This is a genomic window from Fulvivirga sp. AWR4_260, assembly GCF_056158185.1.
Genome location: NZ_JBSWSU010000001.1, coordinates 245,438 through 270,884 on the forward strand (window position 1 = coordinate 245,438; position 25,447 = coordinate 270,884).

Sequence of the window (25,447 nt, forward strand, 5' to 3'; positions counted from 1 at the left end):
TCCAATTTTCATTTAATTAATGGTCCGGTATGTTCCCATGGAAAACATCTATTGAAATTAATAGTAAAGTCAATCATCCTACTTACTTACAAATCTGTAATCAGATCATCAATTTAATCTCCGAAGGCAAGCTACCTCCAGGCACTCCCTTACCTGGAACGAGAAAAATGAGCGAATTATTAAGCCTCAATAGAAAAACCGTCATCAATGCTTATGATGAACTTATAGCACAAGGGTGGCTCACCTCCCTCCCCTCCAAAGGGACATTTGTAAATAAAAACCTCCCTAAACAAAAACTGATACCTCTAGCTAACCAAGATTTAAACCTCAAAAGCACAGAGCATGTCATTCCTCCATGTTTTGATTACATACCCGATTTCACTACCCAACCACAAATACAGGTAAATGATGGCAGTCCTGATCATAGGCTTGCTCCCACAGACTGGCTATACAAAGAATGTAGAGCCATCAGCAAAAGTAACTATGGCAAGCCATTATTAAAGTATGATGATTTTAGAGGTGATATCAAATTAAGGAATGAATTAGCCAAGTACTTGTCAGAAACGAGAGGAATCAGTTGTTCCAAAGAAAATATTCTCATCACAAGAGGAAGCCAGATGGGCATATTTCTACTTAGTAATTTATTAATCAGCAAAGGCGCTACCGTAGTAGTAGCCAACTTTAATTATGACGCCTCAGAATGGTGCATTACCTTCAATGAAGGTGAAATTTATCATATACCCGTTCAGCATGACGGTATATGCATAAACTCATTAGAAAAGGCATGCAAAATCAAAAACGTACAAGCAGTTTATATTACTCCGCACCATAATTTCCCTACCACCGTAACACTATCAAGCGTAAAAAGAATAGCACTGCTACAACTTAGCTTAAAATACAATTTCACTATCATTGAAGATGATTATGATTATGATTTTCATTATAACAGTAGTCCCATCTTACCTTTAGCCAGTTTACCTCACCAAGGCAGAGTTGCCTACATAGGTTCTTTTAGCAAAATTTTCGCCCCCTCTATTAGAGTAGGCTATGTAGTGGCTGACAGAGCAATAATAGACCAGATAGGACGCTTGAGAAGAATAATAGATCGGCAAGGTGATGCCATTATGGAAAGGGCCGTAGCAGAAAGCATTACCAGTGGAGAACTTAACAGACATCTAAAAAAGGTGGTAAGGGAATACAAAAGCAGAAGAAACCTCTTTTGCTCTCTACTCAAAGAAAAATTGAATCATCACATACTATTCGAAATACCAGAAGGAGGGATGGCCGTATGGGTAGATTTTAAAAATATAGATATACACCAGCTTCATGACAATTGCCTAAAAAGCGGACTTTACCTCAATACCAATAAAAGCTACCATAGAAAAGGAAACTTCCTGAGACTTGGGTTTGCATCGTTAAATGAAAGAGAAATAGAATATGCCATAAATATTATAGCAGATGAAAGCCTTAAATTGCTCTCATCTTAAGCTTCTTCTTAAGCTCCTCTACCTGAGCTTTGAAAGCCGCATTGGTATCCATCATATCATTTACTGACTGCACCGCGTGTATTACTGTACTATGATCTCTACCACCAAAGTGATACCCTATCGATTTTAACGACAGATTAGTGTATTCTTTACTAAAATACATAGCAACCTGGCGTGCTATCACTATTTCTTTTTTCCTGATTTTATCTTTCAGCGCTTCAATATCAACTTTAAAATACTCGCTTACAGTCTTCTGAATATAATCAATACCTACTTCCGTTTCGATATCTTGCACAATATTCTTAAGCGTCTGCTTTGCTAGTTCCAAATCAATATCCACTCTATTTAGTGAGGCATGAGCTATCAAAGAAATTAATACTCCTTCTAGCTCCCTGATATTGGTATCTACACTATAAGCTAAATATTCAATTACATTTTCAGGAATATAAATTCCATCAGACTGCATTTTACGCTGAATAATAGCCACCCTTGTTTCATAGTCAGGCTGCTGTAGATCTGCCGTCAACCCCCACTTAAACCTACTTAAAAGACGCTCTTGCAAGCCTTTTAAATCACGAGGAGGACAATCACTTGTCATCACAATTTGCTTACCAGCCTGATGTAAGTGATTAAATATATGGAAGAATATTTCTTGAGTCTTTTCTTTACCTGCCAGGAATTGAACATCATCTATAATCAAAATATCTACTTGCATGTAGTAATTTTGAAACTCCTGCACCTTGTTATTTCTCAGTGCATCAATAAACTGGTTGGTAAATTTCTCTGAAGAAACATACAACACAAAGCTACCGCCAAGGTTGTTTTTAATCTCATTACCAATAGCCTGCACCAAGTGCGTTTTTCCTAAACCCACTCCACCATACAACATTAATGGGTTAAATGATGTAACCCCAGGCTTTTGCGCTACAGCATACCCTGCTGATCTTGCCAACCTATTACAGTCACCTTCTATATAAGAATCAAAAGTGTTGTTGGGGTTAAGCTGAGACTCCTGATACAACGAATCTACTGACTTCAAATGGAAAGGAGATATGTAATCATCCTTCATTTTATTGCCTGTAGGCCTGTTAGTAGCAGTATTACGGTTAGGTAAGTTTACCGATAACGGAGATGAATTACTATTTCCCCTATCTACAATAACGGAATACTCCAAACGAGCTCGCGGGCCCATTACAGTTGAGATGGCCGTTTTCAATACATGCACGTAATGCTCTTCTAGCCATTCGTAAAAAAACTGGCTAGGTACCTGAATGGTCAAAGCATCATCAGTACACTTTAATGGAATAATAGGTCTAAACCAAGTATTGAAACTCTGTTCGGCTACATTCTCCTTGATTATCCGCAGACAATCCTCCCATACTGTTTCACAATCAGAGCGCATGTATTATTATTAATTATCTAATAAGTAGATGGTAAAATTTATTAATTCCTCTCAGAGAAAAAGGGTAACAAAATTGTAAAAAAAATCACGAACATAAAAGATAGTCTTATGTGTATTGCAAAGATTTTTTTCACTTCACCATAGCCAGCCCCCTTTTACCCTTTTAATTTACTAGTATACTTTAACCTATTTTTTCACTATTTGTTATGATAACCTACATATATACTGAAGTTATCTAAAATCGATTAACTTTATAAGGTAAACTTACATTTCCCATGACTGAAAAGCGCAACAACTTATTCAATTCATTCAAAAAAAATTCCAAAAAGGACTGGGAGGCGCAAGCTACTAAGGATTTAAAGGGCGAAAATCCGTTTAAAAGCTTCTCTTGGCAGGCAGATAGCAATATAACAGCATCTCCGTACCACGACAATAGCGACATCCCTTCATCACAATATTACTTCCAAAATCAATTAACTAACATTAATAATACTAATGGAGACATCCGGTATTGGCAAAACATGCAAAAAATATCTGTTAGTAATGAAAGGGAAAACAACCTTACAATATTGGATAGTTTAAACAATGGAGCCGATGGCATTATACTGGATGTACAAAAAGCGCAAAGAGTAAACTTTTCAGAATTACTAAAAGATGTACTACCTGAGTTTTGTAATGTTTCCTTGAATACTCCACATCCGGAGGTACACATTCCATCACTATTAACATGGTTTAACGAGTCCAAATCAGCGGAGAAATCAATGTCTTCGCTTGTATTTTCTAAAGCTGAAGCCTTACCGAGTGATATAAAAAATTACCCCAACTTAAAATATATAGAAATAAAACATGTGACAAATTCACTAGCTACGTCTATAGCCGGCACGTTACATTTACTCACAAAAGTCATTGATTACAATCTTGCAGCAGGGCATAATGTTGAAACTATTTTTGACCACTTTTTTATTTCAGTAGAACTTTCTGAAAAATATTTTGAAGAAATAGCAAAAATGAGAGCGTTACGTCAATTGGTTTACCAAGTAGCACATGCTTATGAATGTAGCAGTTACAGCCTCCACACTCTACACATTCATGCCTATAGCCCCGCGTGGAACAAAGAAGCCTATATGCCTCATGCAAACATGCTACAAAGTACTACTTCTGCCATGGCAGCAGTTCTAGGAGGCTGCAATAGCCTAGAGGTAGAACCAGAAGATCCTAAAAGCAATTTTATGAACAGAATAGCCCGAAACACTAGCTCTATGCTAAAAGAAGAAAGCTATTTTAACAAAACAACAGACCCGGTAGCGGGCAGTTACTATATTGAAACATTAACCGATGAGCTAGCAAAAGCAGCGTGGAGCGAATTCCAAAACCTATTATAGAAACCACTAACGCACACTACTGAATGACAAGGCCCGATTTTAAAAACATAAAATACAATCAATATACTCCTAGTAGCAAGGAAAATAACAATGAAGCAGCATGGACTTCTGCTGAGCATATAAAAATAAAGCCGGTGTACACTAAAGAAGATTTTACAAAATTAGAGCACACCGAATTCTCAGCCGGTATTCCACCCTACCTTAGAGGCCCTTACTCCACAATGTATGCCGGCAGACCCTGGACTGTAAGGCAATATGCAGGATTCTCTACAGCGGAAGAGTCCAACGCCTTTTACAGAAGAAATCTGGCCGCAGGTCAAAAAGGACTTTCTGTGGCATTTGACCTTGCTACCCACAGAGGCTATGATTCCGATCACCCCAGAGTAACAGGAGACGTAGGAAAAGCTGGAGTAGCTATAGATTCAATACTAGACATGAAGGTATTGTTTGATCAGATACCGCTAGATAAAATGTCTGTATCTATGACCATGAATGGTGCTGTACTTCCAATTATGGCTTTTTACATAGCTGCTGCAGAAGAGCAAGGCGTTAAACCTGAGCAACTGAGCGGCACCATACAAAACGATATATTAAAGGAGTTTATGGTAAGAAATACTTACATATACCCTCCTTTACCATCCATGAGGATTATTGCTGATATTTTCGAATACACTTCAAAACACATGCCTCGCTTTAACTCTATCAGTATCAGCGGCTATCACATGCAAGAAGCAGGTGCCACTGCCGATATAGAGCTTGCATATACTTTGGCCGATGGCTTAGAGTATATCAGAGCAGGACTGAAGGCAGGCATGGACATAGATGATTTTGCCCCCAGACTTTCGTTTTTCTGGGCTATAGGCATGAATCACTTTATGGAAATAGCAAAAATGAGAGCAGGAAGGTTATTATGGGCAAAAATTGTCAGTCAATTCAATCCTAAAAACCCAAAATCTTTAGCGCTAAGAACGCATAGCCAAACTTCTGGTTGGAGCTTAACGGAACAAGACCCTTATAATAATGTAACCAGAACTTGCATAGAAGCCATGGCTGCAGCACTTGGCCATACGCAATCACTGCACACTAATGCCCTTGACGAAGCCATTGCCTTACCAACGGACTTCTCTGCCAGAATAGCAAGAAACACACAGCTTTATCTACAAAAAGAGACTAACATAACAAAAGTAGTAGACCCTTGGGGAGGCTCTTATTATGTAGAGTCTTTAACTTCTGAATTAGTAGATAAAGCATGGAAACTTATTGAAGAGGTAGAAGAACTTGGAGGCATGGCGAAGGCTATAGAAAGTGGCTTACCCAAAATGCGAATAGAGGAAGCCGCAGCAAGAAAGCAAGCACGTATAGACGCAGGTAAAGATGTAATTGTAGGAGTAAACAGGTATACCACTGATGATACCCCAGACTTTGACATACTAGAAGTAGACAACACCAGAGTAAGGGAACAGCAGATAGCTCGCCTAAACCAATTACGAGAAGAAAGAGAAGAGGAGGCCACCCAACTGGCTCTTCAAAAAATAACTGCCATTGCGAAAGGAGAAGAAGGAAATTTATTAGAAGCTGCAGTAGATGCGGCTAAAAAAAGAGCTTCATTAGGAGAAATTTCTGATGCTATGGAAAAGGTTTACGGCAGGCATAAAGCCACCATTAGGTCAATCTCCGGGGTATATTCACAAGAACTGAGCATGAACAACAAGTTTAAAACTACAAAAGCATTATCAGACAAGTTTGCAGAACTAGAAGGCCGCAGACCTAGAATTATGGTAGCTAAAATGGGGCAAGATGGGCATGACCGCGGAGCAAAGGTAATCGCTACCAGCTTTGCTGATTTAGGCTTTGATGTAGACATAGGCCCTTTATTTCAAACACCTGAAGAAGTAGCCAAACAGGCTGCAGAAAATGATGTTCACGTTATAGGAGCTTCTAGCTTGGCTGCAGGTCATAAAACTTTAATACCACAACTTATTAAAGCACTTGAAAAAATTGGCAGAGCCGACATATTAGTAACCGTTGGTGGGGTTATACCTCCAAAAGATTATGATTTCTTATATCAGGCTGGTGTGGCTGGAATATTCGGGCCTGGCACCGTTATAACCGAAGCCGCTACATCTATTCTCAATAAGTTATTAGAAGAAGATTAAAAAAAAGCAGGCCTTGCCTGCTTTTTCATTTACTCGTCTTTACTATTATAGTGATTGATAAAACGATAAATCGTTTCTTGCGCTTGTTCCCTATTGTGCCAGTACTCTCTACTATAAATACCTTTTACATTCCAGTGTTTTTTCCCTAATGTAAATGGCGTATAAACATGCGTATCCTTCACTGATATACTTTGGTAATACAGATCATCATCAGTAAGCAAAAGTCCTTTGTAATCACCATTTTGTTTTATGGTAAGGTCAGCGAAAGGCAACTCTTCTTCAAAGGTAAATTCATCAGCTCTATTTTTATTCCAAGCTATGAGTTTACGTTTCAAGTACCAGCCTGCCTGATGCTTTTTACCTTCAGCAGGCTCTGGAACAAAGCCCCCTTGAGAAACTTTCCACGCGTATTCCAAATAAGCCTTCAATAATTTAGGCCCATCATTTTTAGTATTCTCCACTTTCAATTCTTGCGGCATAATACTGCTTACAACTATTACCTTTTCACGCGCTCTGGTAATGGCTACATTCAATCTATTTTCACCATGAACGGCATTTAAACTACCAAACTGCATCATCATTTTTCCTTCTTCATCAGGTGCATAGCCTGTAGAAAATATAATGACATCGGTTTCATCTCCCTGAACATTCTCTATATTCTTAACAAACCAAGTCGATGGCATCACCAGCTGCTTTTCAAGCAGCTCATTCTCCAATAAATCTAAAATATGCTGCTGCTGGCGTGCATTGAATGTTACCACCCCCACTTGCTTTGACGGAGACTCTTTAAGCACATCCACCATTAATTCCACTACTTTTTGAGCCTCTACGGTGTTAATGTTATTTTCCCAAACACCATCTAACTTAATGTATTTTATAGCTGGCTCATTGGCATTAGCCACTTCAAAATCAGGCAATAACCTTAATTTGTTATCATAAAAATGCCTATTAGAGAAATCTATAAGATCCAGTGACTTACTTCTATAGTGCCCATTAAGCTGCACACTCATTAAGTGCTGATCTGCCAATTCCAACAAAGAATCTACCTCAAGCGCAGCATTCTCCTGCACCTCATCTTCTTCATACCTCACATGATACAAATCACTTGGTCTCAACTGCTTATCATCTCCTGCTACTACTACCTGCCTACCTCTATACATGGCGGGCAAACCGCGCTCTACAAAACACTGTGAAGCCTCATCAAAAATCACCAAATCAAACATCTCTTGCATCGGAAAAATAGCAGAGACCGATTCCGGTGATGCAAGCCAACATGGCATTAAATTAAAAAGCTCTTCATAATGTTCAGCTATTAGCTTTCTAAGAGGCCAAATACGTTTCTTTTTGGTCACCTGATGGTGTAAATCTCGGTAAGTAACCATATTATTCAACCTATTATACTCCACTGTTTCATAGGTCTTCTCCCTTGCCCTTAGCAATAGCATATCATTACTAATCAGCAATTTCTCCTTAACGTTATTCTGCAAATCGGCCTCCAACTTTTGCAATTTCATAGAAGAAACCGACCTTAAAATAGGGTATTTCGTTTCAATATGCTCTATCCAAGCTATACGTATACTATTATCAAAAACACTTTCTACCGCTTCGGAGCTCATAGTCTCATCAGCCTCCATAATCCTATCTATCACTTGTATTTCCTGGGCAGTTAACTCACTACGAAGCTTATCATACTCACACAACGCGTCAAAATCCTGTTTCAACACGGTAAGCATTTTATCTACTCTTTCAGGATATAAAAGCACCGTATGTATTTGCTTAGCACTTAAATACGACTGCCATTGCAGCCTACGGGCAGGTATAGGCCTTATCACGGCAAAAACTTTTTCTATACGCTCTTTCAACTCGTGGTATGAAAGCTTTTGCACATTAAAAAATTGCTTAAAATTTCTTAATGAATTAAAGATCAGCTTAGCCTTAACCGCTAATTTTTGAAGGTGAAACCAGTTTTGAAGCAATACTTTTTCATAGGTTTCCGGCACTCCGGTAATCCAATCTCGCTGCTTCAATTTTGTGAGATTATGCTCTAGATTCAACCTATTATCTACCTTCTCAACAAGAAGATTCATCCCTTCTTTGTTACCCTTCATGTGGTTGGACGTCAGCACCTTTTTAATAAGCGCTTTATCTTTCGAGAATAAATTCCAGTAAACAAGCTTTATAGCATTGTTTTTTATAGCCATATTTCTCTGAAGCACCTCCTGAAACATCCCTAAATCTTCAGACTTTAGCGTCACCTCTGGCCCAGCACCGCGGTAGCATTCCATTAGTACACGCTCAGTATTGGACAGCCACAAATTACTGGTATCAGCATCCTGATAGCTCATCATATGCCTAAAATACTCATATGTCTGAGGTTCTTTTAAAATCTCCAGCATCTCATTGACCAAAGCCTCCTTCTCCAGTACGGCTTCACAATCTTCAAACAAAAGCTGCTCTCCGATAATACCATAGAGTTCCTCCTGCACCTTTTCCTGATAAGCCGGCACATCCTGAAGCACCTCTTCAATAGCACGCTCATCACTTACACCAAAGGCCTCAAATGATTTACGCTCACGCCATGAATACTCGGTTTTATTAAATTTCTCAGCATACTGCGCATAAAAATTCAGTTTATTTTTAAAGGCCGGTATTTCATTGAAATGAAAATGGATATATTCTTGCTTTAAACTTACGGTAGGCTTTTCTATCTCTGAAGTGAGGTACAGCTCCTTTACAGATACTCCACACTCAGACTCATCAAATAAGGCAAATTTAAAATCCTCCATCTCCTCTGCTATCTGATCTATCCTTCTGCTGACCTGAAGAAAGTTGCGCTCCAGCTGAATGGAGTCTAAGCTATTATTCCTAATTTTATACTCTTCTATTCTATCAATTTGCCTGGCTATTTGATGATATATAGGCTTTCTATCATTTCTAAAATCATGGACCAAACCCATGAAGTCGGTCATATCCTTTTCACCCATGCGGTTATACACCACATCTAAGGCGGCTCGTTTTTGACAGACCACCAGCACCTTTTTACCTATAGCCACATGGTCAGCTATGAGGTTACAGATCAACTGCGACTTACCAGTACCCGGAGGGCCCTGCACCACTATGCTATTACCTTTCTTTATGGCTTTCAGTGCATTTTCCTGATGCGCATCTATCTTAAATGGTGTGAAAGTTTTCTCCTCCTCAACACTCCTTAAAAATCGGCCCGCATCACCTTCTCCTTCATTCTTATAAGGTGACCTCTTTGCAAAAAACTCCTCTATATCATTAACCTGAGTATGCTCTATCAAATAATTATAATCCGGAACAAGGTAAGATCCTGCTTGAGGGAAAATACCCAAAACGGCTTCAGGAAATAATTTTAATTCACCATTCTTCTTTTGATCTTCAAAATTCTTTTTACTAAAAATCTCAAATGCATTGAGCTTATCTTCAAAAGTCTCAGGGTTAAAATTAAGCTCAATATCAGCCTCCTTCAGCAATTGATAAAGCGAAGTTCTAAATACAGTAGAATCAGTATCAAAGTCTTCAAGATTTCGCTCTATTAATTCATCAGGAATTTTCACCTTATTATAATGAGCATACCCCAGCAGAAAGGATTTATTTAGAGACACACCTACATCATTACGAGGTATCAATCTCCAATGATTATGCACCAAAGCCACCTCTACAGGAAAAAACAAAAGGGGGCATCGCACCACTGTTCCATCTGCAAATTTACCCTGCACAAATGGCCACCCTACATATAAATCCTTAGAGCCTCGTTCATCATAAATAAACTTATCGGTGCGCACCAGTCGTTTCAGCTTTCTACTCATCACATTCGCTTCTTCATCACGGCTATCGAGCTGTGGCGCTAAACTTAATGACTTGCCTCCTATTAAAGCATCAATAATAGAAAAAGAACCTTCCTTCACTAAAAACTGAAAGTCGTGCAGATCAATAAATTGTTCTGCCGGCAACCTTAACAACACTAAAGATCTGTTATTACCTGTTAAGTTAGTGAGTCGCTTAAGGTATGATTTGAGCAGGTCGTGCATATAAGAGATTCAAGAATTAAAAAATTAAGCCTAAATATAAGTAACGAATATAAATATTATAGTAACACCTGTTGATGATGCTCAACAATCTCATTTAACGAAAAACAATATAAGGTGTTATTTTCGAGACAGTAGCAGAATCTAAAGTTTTTAATTTATAAAGATCATCAGAACTTTTAAAGTCTCCATGCTGAAACCTATAACTATCAATAAACCTTGCCTTTCTGCCTATATAGGGATGCGCTTTTAAAATAGCCTCAGATGTATGATTAATATCGATTTTACTAGGCTGATATCTTCGATCAACATACAATACTGAGTCTAGTCTGGCTAATAGCTCTGGGTTATCTTTCACACCGTACACTTCTCTCAATTGGTTTAATGAAACAAAACCACCTAGAAGATTCCTATAACCAATAATACGTTTGGCATAAACCTTACCAATTCCTTTAATAGACACTAAGTCAGATGTATCCGCTTCATTAATGTTAAAGATTTCATGCTTCACCTTTTTATCGTTAACAAGGCTTAGTGATTTACTTTCAATTTTTGGTTCAAAATCAATTTCCTTAAACACTACAAACTGACTGAGCTTTTTATAATCAGCTTCCGTAAGTCCATACACCCTTTTTATGTCAGTTACCTGTTTAAACCGCCCTCCTTTTCCTATGTAATTTAACCAGTTTTTAATCACATAAGCTTTCAACCCAAAAGCCTCTAAATCTTTTTGTTTAACCAAATTGGGATCAAATGAGTAATATCTCACCTTTTTAGCTTCATGATCATTTTTGAACTGCTTATCATCTTTTTGCTCCGAAGAACCATTGATTACCATTGCCAAACTATCGAGTTGACTTGACTCAACACTTAATTCAGAAGAATTATAAATAAGCTTTAGCAGCAACGAAGGCAACAGCATACAAAAAACTGTAAATGGCAGCAAAATAACCACTCCACGTGCCTCTTGGCGCGATATACCTAATATTCTCTTTACCCAACCAGTCATTTGTAATTACAACTAATTATAAGAATAATAAAATAGCGATTTTTACAGTAAAACTCAATCAAAATAAATGCGTAAACTGATGAAAAACGGATCTTTTATTGACAAAAGTCAGTTTACCTAAGCAATGCCCATTGTACATTTGAAGATGCTAGAAAACGTGCTTATTTAAAAAATATCTAAATAAGGTTGATGTTTTTCAAAGTATAGGTTAACTGGTTAAATTTGCCGTGAAATTGATAGAGATGCAGGAAAGTTTTAAAGTACTTGGTTTATCATTTAAGAATACTCCTTTAGACACTAGAGAAAAGCTAGCGCTGGACGAAAGTCATGCTAAAAAGCTTTTAAAGTTCATTCAGGATTATACTGCTGCTACAGATGCATTAATTTTGTCAACCTGTAACAGAACTGAAGTCTATTACGCAAGCGTAAACGATGAAGCTAACACCATTTTGCAAGGCTTAGCACTAATCAAAGGTTTATCTGCTGATGAAATTAAAGGTTATTTCGATCAAGAGAATGACCACAAAAAATCAGTAAAGCATCTTTTCAGAGTGTCCATGGGCTTAGATGCTCAAGTAATAGGAGACATTCAAATCTCTAATCAAGTAAAAAGAGCTTACCAATGGACTGCTGACGAAAACATGGCTGGTCCTTTCCTTCACAGATTAATGCACACCATATTCTTTACTAACAAAAGAGTAGTGCAAGAAACTCCTTTCCGTGATGGGGCTGCTTCTGTATCTTATGCTGCTAAAGAATTAGCTGAAGATGTTACTTCAGAAATTATAGAACCAAGAGTACTTATCTTAGGTCTTGGTGAGATAGGCAAAGATGTATGCAGAAACTTAGAAGGCTCTAGATTTAAAAACGTAACCATCACCAACCGTACAGCATCTAAGGCTGAGGCTTTGGCCAGCGAGTGCGGATATAAGAGCATTCCTTTTGAAAATGTAATGGACGCTATTGAAGATGCAGATGTTGTTATCTCATCTATATATGCAGAAACTCCATTTATTACTAAAGAGATAGTAGAAAAGCTCAATATACTTTCTTTCAAATTCTTTATTGACCTATCAGTACCTCGCAGCATTGATATGAATATAGAGGAGGTGCCTGGCGCCTTACTATATAACATAGACAACATTCAGAGCAAAACCTCTGAAGCACTGAACAAACGTATAGCTGCCATACCTGATGTAGAAAGGATTATAGACGAGGCTATTGCCGAGTTCAATAACTGGTCAAAAGAAATGATGGTATCACCTACCATCAAAAAGCTTAAAAACGCACTCGAAGATATTCGTCAGGAGGAAGTGGCTAAGTTCATTAAAAATGCTGACTCACAAGAAGCTGCCATAGTAAATAAGGTAACTAAAAGCATGATGCAAAAAGTGATGAAGCTACCAGTACTACAATTAAAAGCAGCATGCCAACGTGGTGAAGCTGAGACTTTAATTGATGTACTTAACGATCTTTTCGATCTTGAAAAGCAATCTGAAGAGCTAAAAAAATAATATAAGCTTCATATATTTCTAAACATACCTCTCTACATTTGAGGTGTTTATAATTATTTCATTTTTTTTAATCTCAGATCTCATGATCAAGAAAATAACATTCATACTCTGTACGTTTGCCACGCTTCAGGTTTTTGGCTGGGGCATGACCGGGCATCGTACTGTAGGCTACATAGCAGAACAGCATCTTACTAAAAAGGCAAAAAAGAAAATCACTGCTATTTTAAATGGCGAATCACTAGCCACGGTAAGCAACTGGATGGACGATATTAAGTCTGACAGTGCTTATGATCATACCCACGACTGGCACTGGGTAACTATTCCTAACGGAGAAAAGTACGAAGACACAGAAAAAAATCCGCATGGAGATGCTATAGCCACAATCGAAAGAATAATTAAAGAATTAAAAGAGGGCAACCTTTCTCAAGCGCAAGAAGCGGAAAACATTAAAATGTTAGTGCACATAGTTGGTGACATTCACCAACCCTTACATGTAGGCACAGGAGAAGATTTAGGCGGCAACCAAGTAAAATTAAAGTGGTTTTGGGAAAACTCTAATTTGCACAGAGTATGGGATAGCGGAATGATTGACTCAGAACAATACAGCTATACTGAATTAGCCAACGCTGCAGATCATGCCACGAAAGAACAAATAAAAGAATGGCAAAATACGCCAGTAAGAGGCTGGGCGTATGAATCAATGAGCTTTAGAGATCAGGTATATGATTTACCAGAGCACAAAAGCCTTAATTATGAGTATCGTTACCACAACTGGAAAACAGTTAAGCTTAGACTTGACCAAGCAGGAATAAGGCTTGCAGGTGTATTAAATGAAATCTACGGATAGTTATTTTCTATATACAATATGAAAGGCATACCTAACGGTATGCCTTTCTTTTTTCCTACTCTTCTATAATTAGTTCGATAGGGCAGTGATCTGATCCCATAAACTCATTATGAATCTTTGAATCAGAGACCTTATCCATATATGCATTGCTCACCAAGAAATAATCTATTCGCCAGCCCACATTACGGTCCCTCGACTTAAACATATAATTCCAATAGCTATATTTTACTTCCTCTGGGTAAAAATGACGAAATGCATCAGAATATCCTTCCGTCATATAATTAGAAAAACTATCAATCTCCTTTTGAGTATACCCCGCAGATTTATTATAGTTAGACTTAGGTCTTGCAATATCTATCTCATTATGAGCTACATTTAAATCTCCACACACTATTACAGGCTTACTTTTTTCTAGCTGTTTCACATAACTTAAGAAATACTCATCCCAAGTCATGCGGTAATCTAAGCGTTTTAGACCGGCCCCAGAATTAGGTGTATAAACTGTTATCAAATAAAAAGTAGGGTACTCAGCAGTTATCACTCTCCCCTCCTGGTCATGTTCTTCACAACCTAAATCATATTTAACTGATATCGGCTCCTCTTTGGTAAGTATAGCAGTACCAGAATACCCTTTTCTAGCCTTACTGTCATTTAGGTATAATTTATATTCACTGAGCTGCTCTAATACCTTGCTTGCGGCAGACACAGAAGCCTTAGTTTCTTGTAAACATAAAATATCAGGCGCCATGGCTTCTACACTTTCAAAAAAACCCTTTTTCTCTATAGCCCTGATTCCATTTACATTCCAGGAAATTATACTTTTCTTACTCATTATTAATTATTCTTATTATGTTAAGACAACTGTCCTATATATTCTTTTTCTAGTTGATCCAATTTTTTCATTAACAAACCAGTAACGGCCCCAGGCACACCATCACCTATCACTTTCCCATCTAACTTCACCACTGGCAAAATCTTTTTTGTAGTACCGGTCAAAAAAGCTTCTTGTGAGTCATATATCTCTTCTAAGCTTAATGCCCTCTCTTCAACCTGCATAAATGCTGATGCTAAATTAATGACTTTTTTTCGGGTTACCCCTTTTAGCAAATTAATAGCAGGCGTAACCAACACTCCGTTTTTATCAATAATAAAAAAATTGCTTCTTGTAAGCTCCGTTACCCAGCCCTGCTGATGATATAAAACATCAAACGCCATTCGTTTCTCTATCTCTCGCCTCAGCCAAATACCTGTTATATAGTTGATTGATTTAACATCTGGTATTTCTCTTTGATACTCATAACTAATAAGTCCAACTCCATTTTTATATTTATCATCAGAAGGAAAACTAATGGCCTCTTGACTAATTACAAGGTTGGGGATGCCGGGTTCATAGGCATTTGCAGACACTCCACCAGTAAGTAACAACCGCATACCAGACACCTCTTGTTTATTGACTTCCATCAAATGATTAATCTTACCCTTAAGATCCTCAAAGCTCAACTCATAACCTTCAAACATTTTATTGGCAGAATATTTAAATCGCGCCAAATGATCTTCATAAAATAGGGGCTTTCCATTAGAGATTCGAAAAAAATCGAAAATACCATAGCCTCGCAATACACTTAAATCTTTGACACTTATAGTAGCTTCATTATGAAGTTTTAATTCGTTATTTACATAGCAAAACATAGGCTTATTCATTAGGTACTGTTGTAGAATTTTATGGTTACCGTGTCTATTACTCCACAACCATATATTGGCTAAAATAACAAAATTAGGCTTTTTATAAATGGCATGAATGTAGCCAAATGTAAATTAAACCAAAGCATTGTAAGAATTATGAAAGGTTGCTTTTTACTTATAGTAGTAATACTAGTTATAGGCTGGCTATTCGGCTTTTTCTATTTTGATATAGGCTGGTTTATACATGTATTATTAATAGCTGCCGTAATACTTTTATTACTTAGGCTCATTGGTGGACGATAAACTTTAAACGTAGAACTAAAAGAATATATGAAGACGGATATACAAACCATTGGCTTTGAAGCCAATAAAGAACTCATTGATTTTGTAAACGACAGAATTAAGCACCTAACAAAGCTAGATTCACAGATAACTGGTGTTGATGTTTATTTGAAATCAGTAAGAAACGACCATGACGAAACTAAAATAGCTGAAATAAAAATTTTTGTGCCTGGCCCCACATTATTTGCAGACCACCAATCTGAAAGCTTCAGAGAGTCCATAATGGAAACAGTAGACAAACTAAAGAGGCAGGTAATTAAACGAAAAGAAATACAATACGAGAAGCACTAAGACCAACTAAAGCCAGTCAGACCGCAAAAGACTGGCTTTTTATTTAATAGATTCTTAACCATCACCTCCTTGTGGTATTAACTTAAATTAATGATATTGATAGCATAAACCCTTTTTTTATGCGCTATATCTTAATACTAATCTTCAGCTTTTCTATAGCCTATAGCACTCAGGTACAAGTTTCTGACTCCGTAAAAACCACCCGCCAGCCTTTCTTTAAAAGAATAGTCTTTGACGCATCCAACACAGGAAAAACAATTATAAAAACATACGCTCGCCCCTTTCACTGGCAACAAAAACAATGGATTCAGTTTGGTGGGGCACTAGGCATATCTGCTGCTGCCTCTTTAATAGATGAGCCAATATATGATTACTTTAAAAACCATAGAAACTCCACCATGAATACTGTAGGTGATGTTGGAGATTTCCTTGGGCAACCAGAACACAATTATCCTTTTATGCTAGCCATTTGGGGCAGTGGAGTAGTATCCAATAATGACTGGCTCAGAGACACAGGAGTAATGCTTTTTGCTTCGGTTACTACTTCGGGGTTAATACAAACTGCAGTAAAAGAATTAGCAGGAAGAGCTCGCCCCGGCACTGCGGATAACAATTATCAATTCAAACCCTTTGGTGGAGCTGCATACCACTCCTTCCCATCGGGTCATACCATGTTGGCGCTGGCATCTGCATGGATCTTGGCTCATCAGGTAAATTATTTACCCGTAAAAATAATATTTTACTCTGTGCCAGTAGTTACCGGAGTAGCCAGAATGTACGTTGGCGCTCATTGGTTTTCAGACATTCTTCTTGGTTCCGCATTAGGCATTGCCTGTGCTGAGTCTGTATTAAGGCTTTACCCTAAAATAAAACAAGGCAAATACTCAGGCTTAAGCTTTGTACCTACTTTAAATGGCGCTGGTCTTGTTTATAGGTTTAAATGAAATTAAATAAAAAAGGAGAGCCAAATGGCTCTCCTTATATTTCATCATATTAATTTGGATTAATATCTGTAAGCATCTCCTTTATAAGGACCCGCTACTGTAACACCGATGTATTCAGCTTGCTCTTCAGATAACTCATCTAGCTCAACACCAATTTTCATCAAGTGTAATCTTGCTACTTTCTCATCTAAATGCTTAGGCAAAGTATATACTTTGTTCTCGTAATTATCAGAGTTATTCCAAAGCTCTATTTGAGCAAGAGTTTGGTTAGTAAATGAGTTAGACATTACAAATGAAGGGTGACCAGTAGCACAACCTAAGTTTACTAATCTACCTTCAGCAAGTAAGATAATATCATTACCGTTACTTAACTTATATTTATCAACCTGAGGCTTGATCTCGTCTTTTTGAGCATTATCGTTTAACCAAGCAACATCAATCTCATTATCAAAGTGACCAATGTTACAAACTATAGTTTTGTCTTTCATAGCCTCAAAATGACGACCTTTGATGATGTCTTTATTACCAGTAGCAGTAACTACGATATCTGCTTCTTTTACAGCATCGTCCATCTTTTTCACCTCAAAGCCATCCATAGCAGCTTGTAAAGCACAGATAGGATCTATTTCGGTAACAATTACTCTAGCTCCTGCACCTCTCAAAGAAGCTGCAGAACCTTTTCCTACGTCACCGTATCCACCTACAACAGCTACTTTACCAGCCATCATAACGTCAGTTGCTCTTCTAATAGCGTCTACTAATGATTCTTTACATCCGTATTTGTTATCAAATTTAGATTTAGTAACAGAGTCATTTACGTTGATAGCAGGCATTACTAAAGTACCTTTTTTCTCACGCTCGATAAGTCTGTGAACTCCGGTAGTAGTCTCTTCAGAAAGACCTTTGATTCCATCTACGTACTGAGGAAACTTGTCAAACACCATGTTTGTAAGGTCTCCACCGTCATCTAAGATCATATTTAAAGGCTTTCCATCAGGGAAAATTAAAGTTTGCTCGATACACCAATCGAACTCTTCATCATTCATGCCTTTCCATGCATATACAGGAATCCCTGCTGCTGCAATAGCAGCCGCTGCATGATCTTGAGTAGAAAAGATGTTACAAGAAGACCAAGTAACTTCAGCTCCTAATGCAACAAGTGTTTCTATTAAAACAGCTGTCTGAATAGTCATGTGAAGACAGCCCGCAATTTTTGCTCCTTTCAAAGGCTGCTCTTTACCATACTCTTCTCTTAGAGCCATTAATCCTGGCATTTCTGCCTCTGCTAACTCTATCTCTTTTCTTCCCCATTCCGCTAAAGAGATATCTTTAACTTTGTACTTCAATTTTTCCTCTATCATTTTAAATATTATTAGGTATTAAGTGATTTGCATTCTTTACAAAGATACAACAAAGCACAATTAAGGTCAATTGTATTTAAAACGTCAAAAGATTACAATTATTTATTTAAGCTATTAATAAACATTTTCAAACCAAAGTTATTATTAAAGCCTTAAGCTAACGTGTATAACATTTGGGTTTGGTAACTTCGCCATGCTATGAATTCATTAAACATTACTGCTACATATACCGACCTGTACCAACTTACCATGGGGCAGGTATATTTCTTAGAAGGCAAGGCCGATCAGCCCGCTGTATTCGATTACTTTTTCAGAAAAAACCCTTATAACGGAGGCTATACACTTTTTGCTGGCCTGCAAGATGTTTTAAGTACGTTAAAGGACTTTACATTTTCTGATAGTGACATCGCTTACCTAAAAGATCAGGGCTTTAATGCACAATACCTAGAGCACCTGAAAGGCTTTTCATTCAAAGGAGATATATACAGCTGCCCAGAGGGTGATATTATATTTCCCACACGGCCGATATTGAGAGTAGAAGCTACCATGCTAGAAGCTCAACTTATAGAAACCTTTTTATTGAACTTCCTCAACTTCCAGTCATTAATAGCCACTAAAGCCGCACGTATGCGCGAAGTGGCAGGCAATAAAGTATTAAGTGATTTCGGTTTAAGGAGATCTCATGGCCTTGGAGGCTACTCTGCCTCAAGAGCTGCTATGATAGGAGGTTTTGACTCTACCAGCGATGTAATGGCAGGTAAAGATTATAATATCCCTATTTCAGGAACCATGGCTCATTCATTTATTCAAAGCTATGAAGATGAACTCACTGCCTTTAGAGCCTTTGCAGAAGTAAGACCGAACAACAGCATACTGCTAGTTGATACCTATAACACATTAAAAAGTGGGGTACCTAATGCTATAAAAGTAGCTAAAGAGATGGAAGCCAAAGGACATCAACTTCAGGCCATTAGATTAGATAGCGGAGATTTGGCCTACCTAAGTAAAAAAGCAAGACACATGCTAGATAGTGAGGGACTACAGTATGTTAAAATTGCTGCCTCTAATCAGCTAGATGAATTTGTAATCAAAAGTTTAAATGACCAAGACGCGGCAATAGATATTTATGGTGTGGGCACCAACTTAGTCACAGGCCAGCCTGATGCAGCTTTAGATGGGGTTTACAAACTCAGCTATGCCAACGGCACTCCTAGAATCAAACTCTCTGAAAACATAAAAAAAACAACCCTGCCTCACAAAAAGCAGGTATGGAGATTGATTGATGAAGAAGGTAGTTTCTTTGGTGCAGACTTAGTTACATTGGACCAAGAAGAAGCTATAGACATTATGTATCATCCTTCTGAGGCACATAAGCAAATGAACATAGCAGGGATAAGAAAAGAGGCTCTACTAAAGCCTGTAATGAAAGATGGTAAGCAAATATCTGAAAACAAAAGCATCAGTGATATAAAAGCGTTTGCTCAAAAGCAAATCAATAAATTACCTGCTGAGTATAAGAGGTTTCAATTTCCTCACACTTACAAAGTAGGTATAAGCAATAATTTAAAAGAATTAAGAGACGACTTAAGAACTAAATATAAGGTCGAAAAATAAATGAAAGCACTAATTATAGTTGATATTCAAAATGATTTTACGCCAGGAGGAGCATTAGAAGTTCCTTTCGGGGACAATATCATTCCATTAATAAATAAAATACAAAGTAAATTTGACTTAGTAATAGCCACACAAGATTGGCATCCTACAGGTCATAAAAGCTTTGCATCCAGCCATGAAGGGCACCAGCCCATGGATGTGATAAAACTCAACGGCATTGATCAGGTACTATGGCCCGACCACTGTGTACAAGGCAGCGAAGGCGCGCAGTTTCATGCTGACTTAGACACCAATAAAGTGGAAGCTATTTTCAGGAAAGGAACAGACCTGAACATAGATAGCTACAGCGGATTTTATGACAATAACAGAAGAAAAAACACCGGATTAACCGGCTACCTAAAAGAAAGGGGCATTACAGAAGTATATGTATGTGGCTTGGCAGCAGATATATGTGTTTTCTTTACGGCCAAAGATGCTTTGGAAGAAGGCTTTAGAACATACCTGATTAAAGATGCTTCACAACCTTTGAGCACCAAAAAATATGAAGAGGTACTTTCTGAGTTTCAAAAAAGACGAGGTATCATTATTCAATCCGCTGACATATAATAGCATTATTCAGGAAGGAGGATTTACCTCCTTCCATCCTACCTCTACAAACGCTCTCATTAACAGATCATTCCGCTCACATAAGTAATATCTTGTATATAGAAATAATCTATTACTAATAAACCAAAGTGTTTATCTTAGTATAAACCCTATTTCTATGAGAGTATTTTTTTATATAACTACCATTTTTATTTTGGGGCAGTTTACAAATGCTGTAGCGCAAGCCCCTAAGTACAGTCGACAAGATTCCCTGCGAGGTTCTATAACCAAGGAAAGAGCTTGGTGGGACTTAACTTATTACCACCTGGATATTTCGGTTAACTTAAAAGATAGCACTATTGCTGGTTCTAACACCATTCAATACACAGTCTTAAAACCATACCAAACCATGCAGATAGACCTTCAGAAGCCCATGGAGGTAATCAAAATAACACAAGACAATAGACCTTTAAAATATACAAGGGATGGCAATGTATTTCATGTGAACCTAGAAAAAATTCAAAAAGAAGGAGATGTAGGCAGTGTAGTTGTCTATTACAAAGGAAAACCTACCGTGGCTGTAAATCCACCTTGGGATGGAGGCTTTACGTGGTCAAAAGATGAAGAAGGCCATCCTTTTATTTCTACCTCGTGCCAAGGAATAGGGGCAAGCTTATGGTGGCCCTGCAAAGACCATATGTATGACGAGGTTGACAGCATGGACATTAGTGTAACAGTGCCAGAAGACCTATTTGAAGTAAGCAACGGACGTTTAGTTAAAGTTGACCACAATAGAAAAAAAGACACTCGCACCTACCACTGGGCAGTAAAAAACCCTATTAACAACTATGGTGTAAATATCAATATCGGTAACTACGTTCATTTTTCAGAAGTATTTGATGGTGAGAAAGGCAAGTTAGACTGCAGCTATTATGTATTGAAGCCGCATTTAAAGAAAGCAAAAGAACAGTTTAAAGATGCCACCAGAATGCTTGAGGCATTTGAGCACTGGTTTGGCCCGTACCCATTCTATGAAGACAGCTACAAACTGGTAGAAGTACCATATCTGGGCATGGAGCACCAAAGTTCGGTTACTTATGGCAATGGCTTTAAAAACGGATACAAAGGTCGTGATTGGAGCCTTACAGGATGGGGGATGAAGTTTGACTTCATCATTATTCATGAATCTGGTCATGAGTGGTACGCTAACAACATCACCTACAAAGACATTGCCGACATGTGGGTTCATGAAGCCTTTACAGCCTACTCTGAAAATTTATTTTTAGATTACTTCTATGGCAAAAAGGCTAGCGAAGAATATGTAATAGGAACTCGATCTGCTATTCAAAACGATGAAGCTATCATTGGTGATTATGATGTAAACCATAGTGGATCGAGCGACATGTATTTTAAGGGAGCTAATATGCTCCATAACTTAAGACAAATTATCAACGATGATGAAAAGTGGAGAAATATTTTGAGAGGGATGAACAAAACCTTTTATCATCAGACCGTCACTACAAAGCAAATAGAAGATTATTTGAGCAAAGAAGTAGGAACAGACTTATCTCCTTTCTTCAATCAATACTTAAGAACAGTAAATGTTCCTACATTGGAGTATAGATTTACAAAAGATAACACTTTGTTTTATAGATGGAGTAATGCTGTAGCTGACTTCAATATGCCCGTTAAGGTATATTTAGATGGTGAAGAAAAGTGGCTAACACCTGTTACACAATGGCAACAGCTAGATGATATAAACGCTAAGCATTTAAAAGTAGATAAAAACTTTTATGTCAGTGAATTCAACATTACTGGAGAATAAAAAAAAGGAGAGGCCTTGCCTCTCCTTTTTTATTATTTTATAAACTTAAGGGTTTTGTATCCGCCAGTAGGGCTTTCTATTGAAAGTATATAAAATCCTTTTGGTAGATCAGAAACATCTAAATTTAATTCCTCATTAGGACTAACTTTTATTTCATTTTGCTGATAACCAACACCAGAAAGTGATGTTATAGTATATGTTATCTGCTGAGTACCACCTGAGTTATTCTTAACATAAAGCGTTTCTTCCACTCTTGTAGGGTAAGCATCAAAAGAAAGCTCGTTGGTTACATTACTCGTACCTGAAACCAAACCTTCCTTCAGCACCACATTCGAAGCACTAGAGTTTGATTCACTCACCTCTATTGTTTTAGCTACTATACCGGTTGGGCTTTCTATTGCTACTACATATTTACCAAATGGCAATTGATTGAACGTAAAGCCATCGTCAGGGGACACTTCACTCCAGTAAAGGGTATTACCTGATACATAATCTCGTAACAACAATACTTTTTCATTATCACCAATCAACTCTACCGAACCTTTAATACTGGCAGCACCTTTCTGTGTAAATTTATTTCTTGCCTTTATTAGGGTAACGTCTACATCTTCAGCAGATCCCCATAAGTTAATCTTGTAAGCATCAGTCCATGTTACTCCATTAACATAATAGGTCGGCAAATAATTACTATATACAGCTGAATCACCTCTAGCATGAATGATGTACTGACCTCTTCCTAAGTTTTCAAAACCATATTCACCATTATATATTGATGAGCTATTTAAGAACACCCAAGTGTCGTTTTGTAAAGCATAAAGATCTACGGTACCACTGCTAACTAAACTTAAATCTGCGTAAACCTTGCCTTGAATATGATATATAGAAGTATCAGCAGGAGTTTCAATTACAATATCTCTGCAAACATTACAGGTATCAGTATCTCCGTAAGTGGTTAAACAAGCCTGAAACACACCTACAGAATCATAAGTATGACTAGGTGAGAATTGATCATACCCTTCAGCATAAAAACCATCTCCAAAACTCCACTCATAATAAGAATTTACACTTGAGTCATTAGCTACAAACTTAACTGTAGTGCTTTCGCCCAAATAATCGTAGTCAAAGCCACACAAGCTAGAATCCATAGGGAAATCAACAAAAATAGGTTTCACTGTACTACACGTATCTTCTGCACCTATTCTGGTCAATTTCACAGCATAAGTACCTTCTGCATCAAAAGAATGCACAAAATATATACTATCGGAAACAAACACATCATTAATAGTCCAGATGTATGAATCTGAAGGGTTGTAATCTGCCGCACCAAAGAAGTAATCTGTATTACTCATTGGATCAATATTAAAGTCAGAATTACATACATCAGGCTCATTAATTATACTATCACCTACTACTTCAATTGTTTTACAGAATGAGCATGAATCTACCCCTACACTATCTGGTGTAACGGTGTACATACATATTCTATAATTTCCATCAGCAGCATACTCATGCTCCACTTTAGTTCCTATCTCAGCACTATCAATGGTAACTGATGATCCATCTCCATAATCAACTATTAAATTTTTGGCTGATTCAGACCATGGGAAGTACGTACCAATTTCTACTATTCTGCTATCATCAACCTTTTTATAATTAAAGAAACAGGTTTCTAAATATCCATACGGTGGCGTAACATACTGCAGGGTAGTGCAAGAGTCAGCCTCTCCTATAACACTTAGTTGAACATTATAAGATCCTCCATCATAATAAATCATCTCAACGGATTCTCCATAATAATAATCCCATCCCATATAACCTGGAATATACCATTCTAAAGTCTTACCTTCTAGGTTTTCTCCAGTGGCAGTAAATACGAATGTTGGCACACCTTGCTCATTTCTAGAAGAGTCAATAGTATATGTGAAACTCGCATCACAATTAACTGTACTATCAGCAAAAAGCCTCACATTATTAATACTCAATGTATCACCAAGCACCTCAATGGTTTTATCGGTATAGCAAGAATCCACTGATCCGCTCACTGACAACCTAACTACATAAGCCCCTGAATCACTAAACGTATAGCTCTCTTCACTGCCATAGCCAAAAAGCTCATTATCTACATACCAGCTATATTCTGATGTTGAATCTACCGCAGAAGCATAGAAATGATAGGTGTTAGAAATTGAATCGGAAGTGTAGTAGAATTCAGAGTTACAATAGCTAGTGCTATCATTAAACTGTGCAGTAGCAAAACTCAATGTATCACCAAGCACCTCAATGGTTTTATCGGTAGAGCAAGAATCTACTGCTCCACTCACTGCCAACCTAACTACATAAGCCCCTGAATCACTAAACGTATAACTCTCTTCACTTCCATAGCCAAAAAGCTCATTATCTACATACCAGCTATATTCTGATGTTGAATCTACCGCAGAAGCATAGAAATGATAGGTGTTAGATATTGAATCGGAAGTGTAATAGAAATCAGAGTTACAATAGCTGGTGCTATCATTAAACTGTGCAGTAGCAAAACTCAATGTATCGCCAAGCACCTCAATGGTTTTATCGGTATAGCATGTATCAACATCAGCTATAACCATTAATCGTACTCCGTAAGCTCCACCGCTATTAAACGTATAGCTTTTTTCGCTGCCATAGCCTACATATTCATTATCTACATACCAGCTATAAGACGATGTTGAATCTACTGCAGAAGCATAGAAGTGATAGGTGTTAGATATTGAATCAGAAGTGTAATAGAATTCAGAATTGCAAGTTGACAACGAATCTACTTGGGCCTGTATTCCATGGCCAGCCCATGCACCATTTGTAAATGCCACTATTGCATACAACAACAGCATTAATCTCATTTTTTTAATAAAAGATAAATTTAGGTTCATAATTTTAAGTTTTCAATTCATATTAAAAACCACATGAGCTAAAAATTCCC

The 25,447-nt window shown here is 37.6% G+C and carries 18 protein-coding genes; 11 read left to right on the plus strand and 7 right to left on the minus strand.

What is annotated here, in order from left to right:
* The first annotated feature begins 29 nt into the window (after nt 1-29).
* Nucleotides 30-1,487 carry a MocR-like pyridoxine biosynthesis transcription factor PdxR gene (gene pdxR / locus ACXACQ_RS01070; protein ID WP_474974065.1) on the plus strand — a complete coding sequence of 486 codons (1,458 nt, stop codon included), beginning with the start codon at nt 30-32 and terminating at the stop codon, nt 1,485-1,487.
* Here pdxR and dnaA read toward each other — a convergent pair.
* Entirely contained in the window at nt 1,468-2,889 is a 1,422-nt protein-coding gene (gene dnaA / locus ACXACQ_RS01075) for a chromosomal replication initiator protein DnaA (protein WP_474974066.1), read from the minus strand. The genes pdxR and dnaA overlap by 20 nt on opposite strands.
* Nucleotides 2,890-3,164: 275 nt before the next feature.
* Here dnaA and ACXACQ_RS01080 point away from each other — a divergent pair, with 275 nt between their 5' ends.
* The gene (locus tag ACXACQ_RS01080; RefSeq protein WP_474974067.1) at nt 3,165-4,271 is read left to right on the plus strand and encodes a methylmalonyl-CoA mutase family protein; all 1,107 of its coding nucleotides are present in this window, start codon (nt 3,165-3,167) and stop codon (nt 4,269-4,271) included.
* Between the two features lie 23 nt (nt 4,272-4,294).
* On the plus strand, nt 4,295-6,427 hold the full coding sequence (scpA, locus tag ACXACQ_RS01085) for a methylmalonyl-CoA mutase (RefSeq protein ID WP_474974068.1): 2,133 nt from the start codon (nt 4,295-4,297) through the stop codon (nt 6,425-6,427).
* A 29-nt stretch (nt 6,428-6,456) separates the two neighbouring features.
* On the opposite strand, the gene ACXACQ_RS01090 is transcribed toward scpA, so the two are convergent.
* Complete coding sequence (locus ACXACQ_RS01090) at nt 6,457-10,482, minus strand: AAA domain-containing protein (protein WP_474974069.1); 4,026 nt, start codon at nt 10,480-10,482, stop codon at nt 6,457-6,459.
* Between the two features lie 94 nt (nt 10,483-10,576).
* Nucleotides 10,577-11,488: a ComEA family DNA-binding protein gene (locus ACXACQ_RS01095; protein WP_474974070.1), complete on the minus strand. Its 912-nt coding sequence runs from the start codon at nt 11,486-11,488 to the stop codon at nt 10,577-10,579.
* A 242-nt stretch (nt 11,489-11,730) separates the two neighbouring features.
* On the opposite strand from ACXACQ_RS01095, the gene hemA reads away from it, so the two are divergent.
* On the plus strand, nt 11,731-13,002 hold the full coding sequence (gene hemA / locus ACXACQ_RS01100; protein ID WP_474975029.1) for a glutamyl-tRNA reductase: 1,272 nt from the start codon (nt 11,731-11,733) through the stop codon (nt 13,000-13,002).
* Between the two features lie 82 nt (nt 13,003-13,084).
* Nucleotides 13,085-13,849: a S1/P1 nuclease gene (locus tag ACXACQ_RS01105; RefSeq protein ID WP_474974071.1), complete on the plus strand. Its 765-nt coding sequence runs from the start codon at nt 13,085-13,087 to the stop codon at nt 13,847-13,849.
* Between the two features lie 55 nt (nt 13,850-13,904).
* Here the strand turns inward: ACXACQ_RS01105 and ACXACQ_RS01110 are convergent, their stop codons facing one another.
* A complete protein-coding gene (locus ACXACQ_RS01110; RefSeq protein WP_474974072.1) occupies nt 13,905-14,681 on the minus strand; it encodes an exodeoxyribonuclease III in 777 nt (258 codons plus the stop codon).
* Between the two features lie 20 nt (nt 14,682-14,701).
* Complete coding sequence (locus tag ACXACQ_RS01115) at nt 14,702-15,550, minus strand: aminotransferase class IV (RefSeq protein ID WP_474974073.1); 849 nt, start codon at nt 15,548-15,550, stop codon at nt 14,702-14,704.
* Nucleotides 15,551-15,688: 138 nt separating this feature from the next.
* Between ACXACQ_RS01115 and ACXACQ_RS01120 the strand changes: the two genes are divergently transcribed.
* From ACXACQ_RS01120 to ACXACQ_RS01130, 3 genes are all read left to right on the plus strand, one after another.
* On the plus strand, nt 15,689-15,835 hold the full coding sequence (locus ACXACQ_RS01120; protein ID WP_474975030.1) for a lmo0937 family membrane protein: 147 nt from the start codon (nt 15,689-15,691) through the stop codon (nt 15,833-15,835).
* Nucleotides 15,836-15,862: 27 nt separating this feature from the next.
* Nucleotides 15,863-16,165 (plus strand): HPF/RaiA family ribosome-associated protein, encoded by a 303-nt coding sequence (locus ACXACQ_RS01125; protein WP_474974074.1) that lies wholly within the window; start codon nt 15,863-15,865, stop codon nt 16,163-16,165.
* A 119-nt stretch (nt 16,166-16,284) separates the two neighbouring features.
* A complete protein-coding gene (locus ACXACQ_RS01130; protein ID WP_474974075.1) occupies nt 16,285-17,109 on the plus strand; it encodes a phosphatase PAP2 family protein in 825 nt (274 codons plus the stop codon).
* 59 nt (nt 17,110-17,168) lie between these two features.
* Here the strand turns inward: ACXACQ_RS01130 and ahcY are convergent, their stop codons facing one another.
* A complete protein-coding gene (ahcY, locus tag ACXACQ_RS01135) occupies nt 17,169-18,470 on the minus strand; it encodes an adenosylhomocysteinase (protein ID WP_474974076.1) in 1,302 nt (433 codons plus the stop codon).
* Nucleotides 18,471-18,668: 198 nt separating this feature from the next.
* Here ahcY and ACXACQ_RS01140 point away from each other — a divergent pair, with 198 nt between their 5' ends.
* The 3 genes from ACXACQ_RS01140 to ACXACQ_RS01150 all read left to right on the plus strand — a co-directional run bounded on the left by ACXACQ_RS01140 (nt 18,669) and on the right by ACXACQ_RS01150 (nt 22,494).
* Entirely contained in the window at nt 18,669-20,084 is a 1,416-nt protein-coding gene (locus ACXACQ_RS01140) for a nicotinate phosphoribosyltransferase (RefSeq protein WP_474974077.1), read from the plus strand.
* Nucleotides 20,085-20,690: a bifunctional nicotinamidase/pyrazinamidase gene (gene pncA, locus ACXACQ_RS01145; RefSeq protein ID WP_474974078.1), complete on the plus strand. Its 606-nt coding sequence runs from the start codon at nt 20,085-20,087 to the stop codon at nt 20,688-20,690. It abuts the gene before it with no gap.
* 157 nt (nt 20,691-20,847) lie between these two features.
* Nucleotides 20,848-22,494, plus strand: coding sequence for a M1 family metallopeptidase (locus tag ACXACQ_RS01150; protein ID WP_474974079.1), 1,647 nt, complete (start codon nt 20,848-20,850; stop codon nt 22,492-22,494).
* Nucleotides 22,495-22,526: 32 nt separating this feature from the next.
* Here the strand turns inward: ACXACQ_RS01150 and ACXACQ_RS01155 are convergent, their stop codons facing one another.
* A complete protein-coding gene (locus ACXACQ_RS01155; protein WP_474974080.1) occupies nt 22,527-25,397 on the minus strand; it encodes a T9SS type A sorting domain-containing protein in 2,871 nt (956 codons plus the stop codon).
* Nucleotides 25,398-25,447: the final 50 nt, after the last annotated feature.

Bases quoted from the DNA above. Each gene is read 5' to 3' on its own strand.
- pdxR (WP_474974065.1), top strand. From the start codon at position 30: ATGTTCCCATGGAAAACATCTATTGAAATTAATAGTAAAGTCAATCAT.
- dnaA (WP_474974066.1), bottom strand. From the start codon at position 2,889: ATGCGCTCTGATTGTGAAACAGTATGGGAGGATTGTCTGCGGATAATC.
- ACXACQ_RS01080 (WP_474974067.1), top strand. From the start codon at position 3,165: ATGACTGAAAAGCGCAACAACTTATTCAATTCATTCAAAAAAAATTCC.
- scpA (WP_474974068.1), top strand. From the start codon at position 4,295: ATGACAAGGCCCGATTTTAAAAACATAAAATACAATCAATATACTCCT.
- ACXACQ_RS01090 (WP_474974069.1), bottom strand. From the start codon at position 10,482: ATGCACGACCTGCTCAAATCATACCTTAAGCGACTCACTAACTTAACA.
- ACXACQ_RS01095 (WP_474974070.1), bottom strand. From the start codon at position 11,488: ATGACTGGTTGGGTAAAGAGAATATTAGGTATATCGCGCCAAGAGGCA.
- hemA (WP_474975029.1), top strand. From the start codon at position 11,731: ATGCAGGAAAGTTTTAAAGTACTTGGTTTATCATTTAAGAATACTCCT.
- ACXACQ_RS01105 (WP_474974071.1), top strand. From the start codon at position 13,085: ATGATCAAGAAAATAACATTCATACTCTGTACGTTTGCCACGCTTCAG.
- ACXACQ_RS01110 (WP_474974072.1), bottom strand. From the start codon at position 14,681: ATGAGTAAGAAAAGTATAATTTCCTGGAATGTAAATGGAATCAGGGCT.
- ACXACQ_RS01115 (WP_474974073.1), bottom strand. From the start codon at position 15,550: ATGAATAAGCCTATGTTTTGCTATGTAAATAACGAATTAAAACTTCAT.
- ACXACQ_RS01120 (WP_474975030.1), top strand. From the start codon at position 15,689: ATGAAAGGTTGCTTTTTACTTATAGTAGTAATACTAGTTATAGGCTGG.
- ACXACQ_RS01125 (WP_474974074.1), top strand. From the start codon at position 15,863: ATGAAGACGGATATACAAACCATTGGCTTTGAAGCCAATAAAGAACTC.
- ACXACQ_RS01130 (WP_474974075.1), top strand. From the start codon at position 16,285: ATGCGCTATATCTTAATACTAATCTTCAGCTTTTCTATAGCCTATAGC.
- ahcY (WP_474974076.1), bottom strand. From the start codon at position 18,470: ATGATAGAGGAAAAATTGAAGTACAAAGTTAAAGATATCTCTTTAGCG.
- ACXACQ_RS01140 (WP_474974077.1), top strand. From the start codon at position 18,669: ATGAATTCATTAAACATTACTGCTACATATACCGACCTGTACCAACTT.
- pncA (WP_474974078.1), top strand. From the start codon at position 20,085: ATGAAAGCACTAATTATAGTTGATATTCAAAATGATTTTACGCCAGGA.
- ACXACQ_RS01150 (WP_474974079.1), top strand. From the start codon at position 20,848: ATGAGAGTATTTTTTTATATAACTACCATTTTTATTTTGGGGCAGTTT.
- ACXACQ_RS01155 (WP_474974080.1), bottom strand. From the start codon at position 25,397: ATGAACCTAAATTTATCTTTTATTAAAAAAATGAGATTAATGCTGTTG.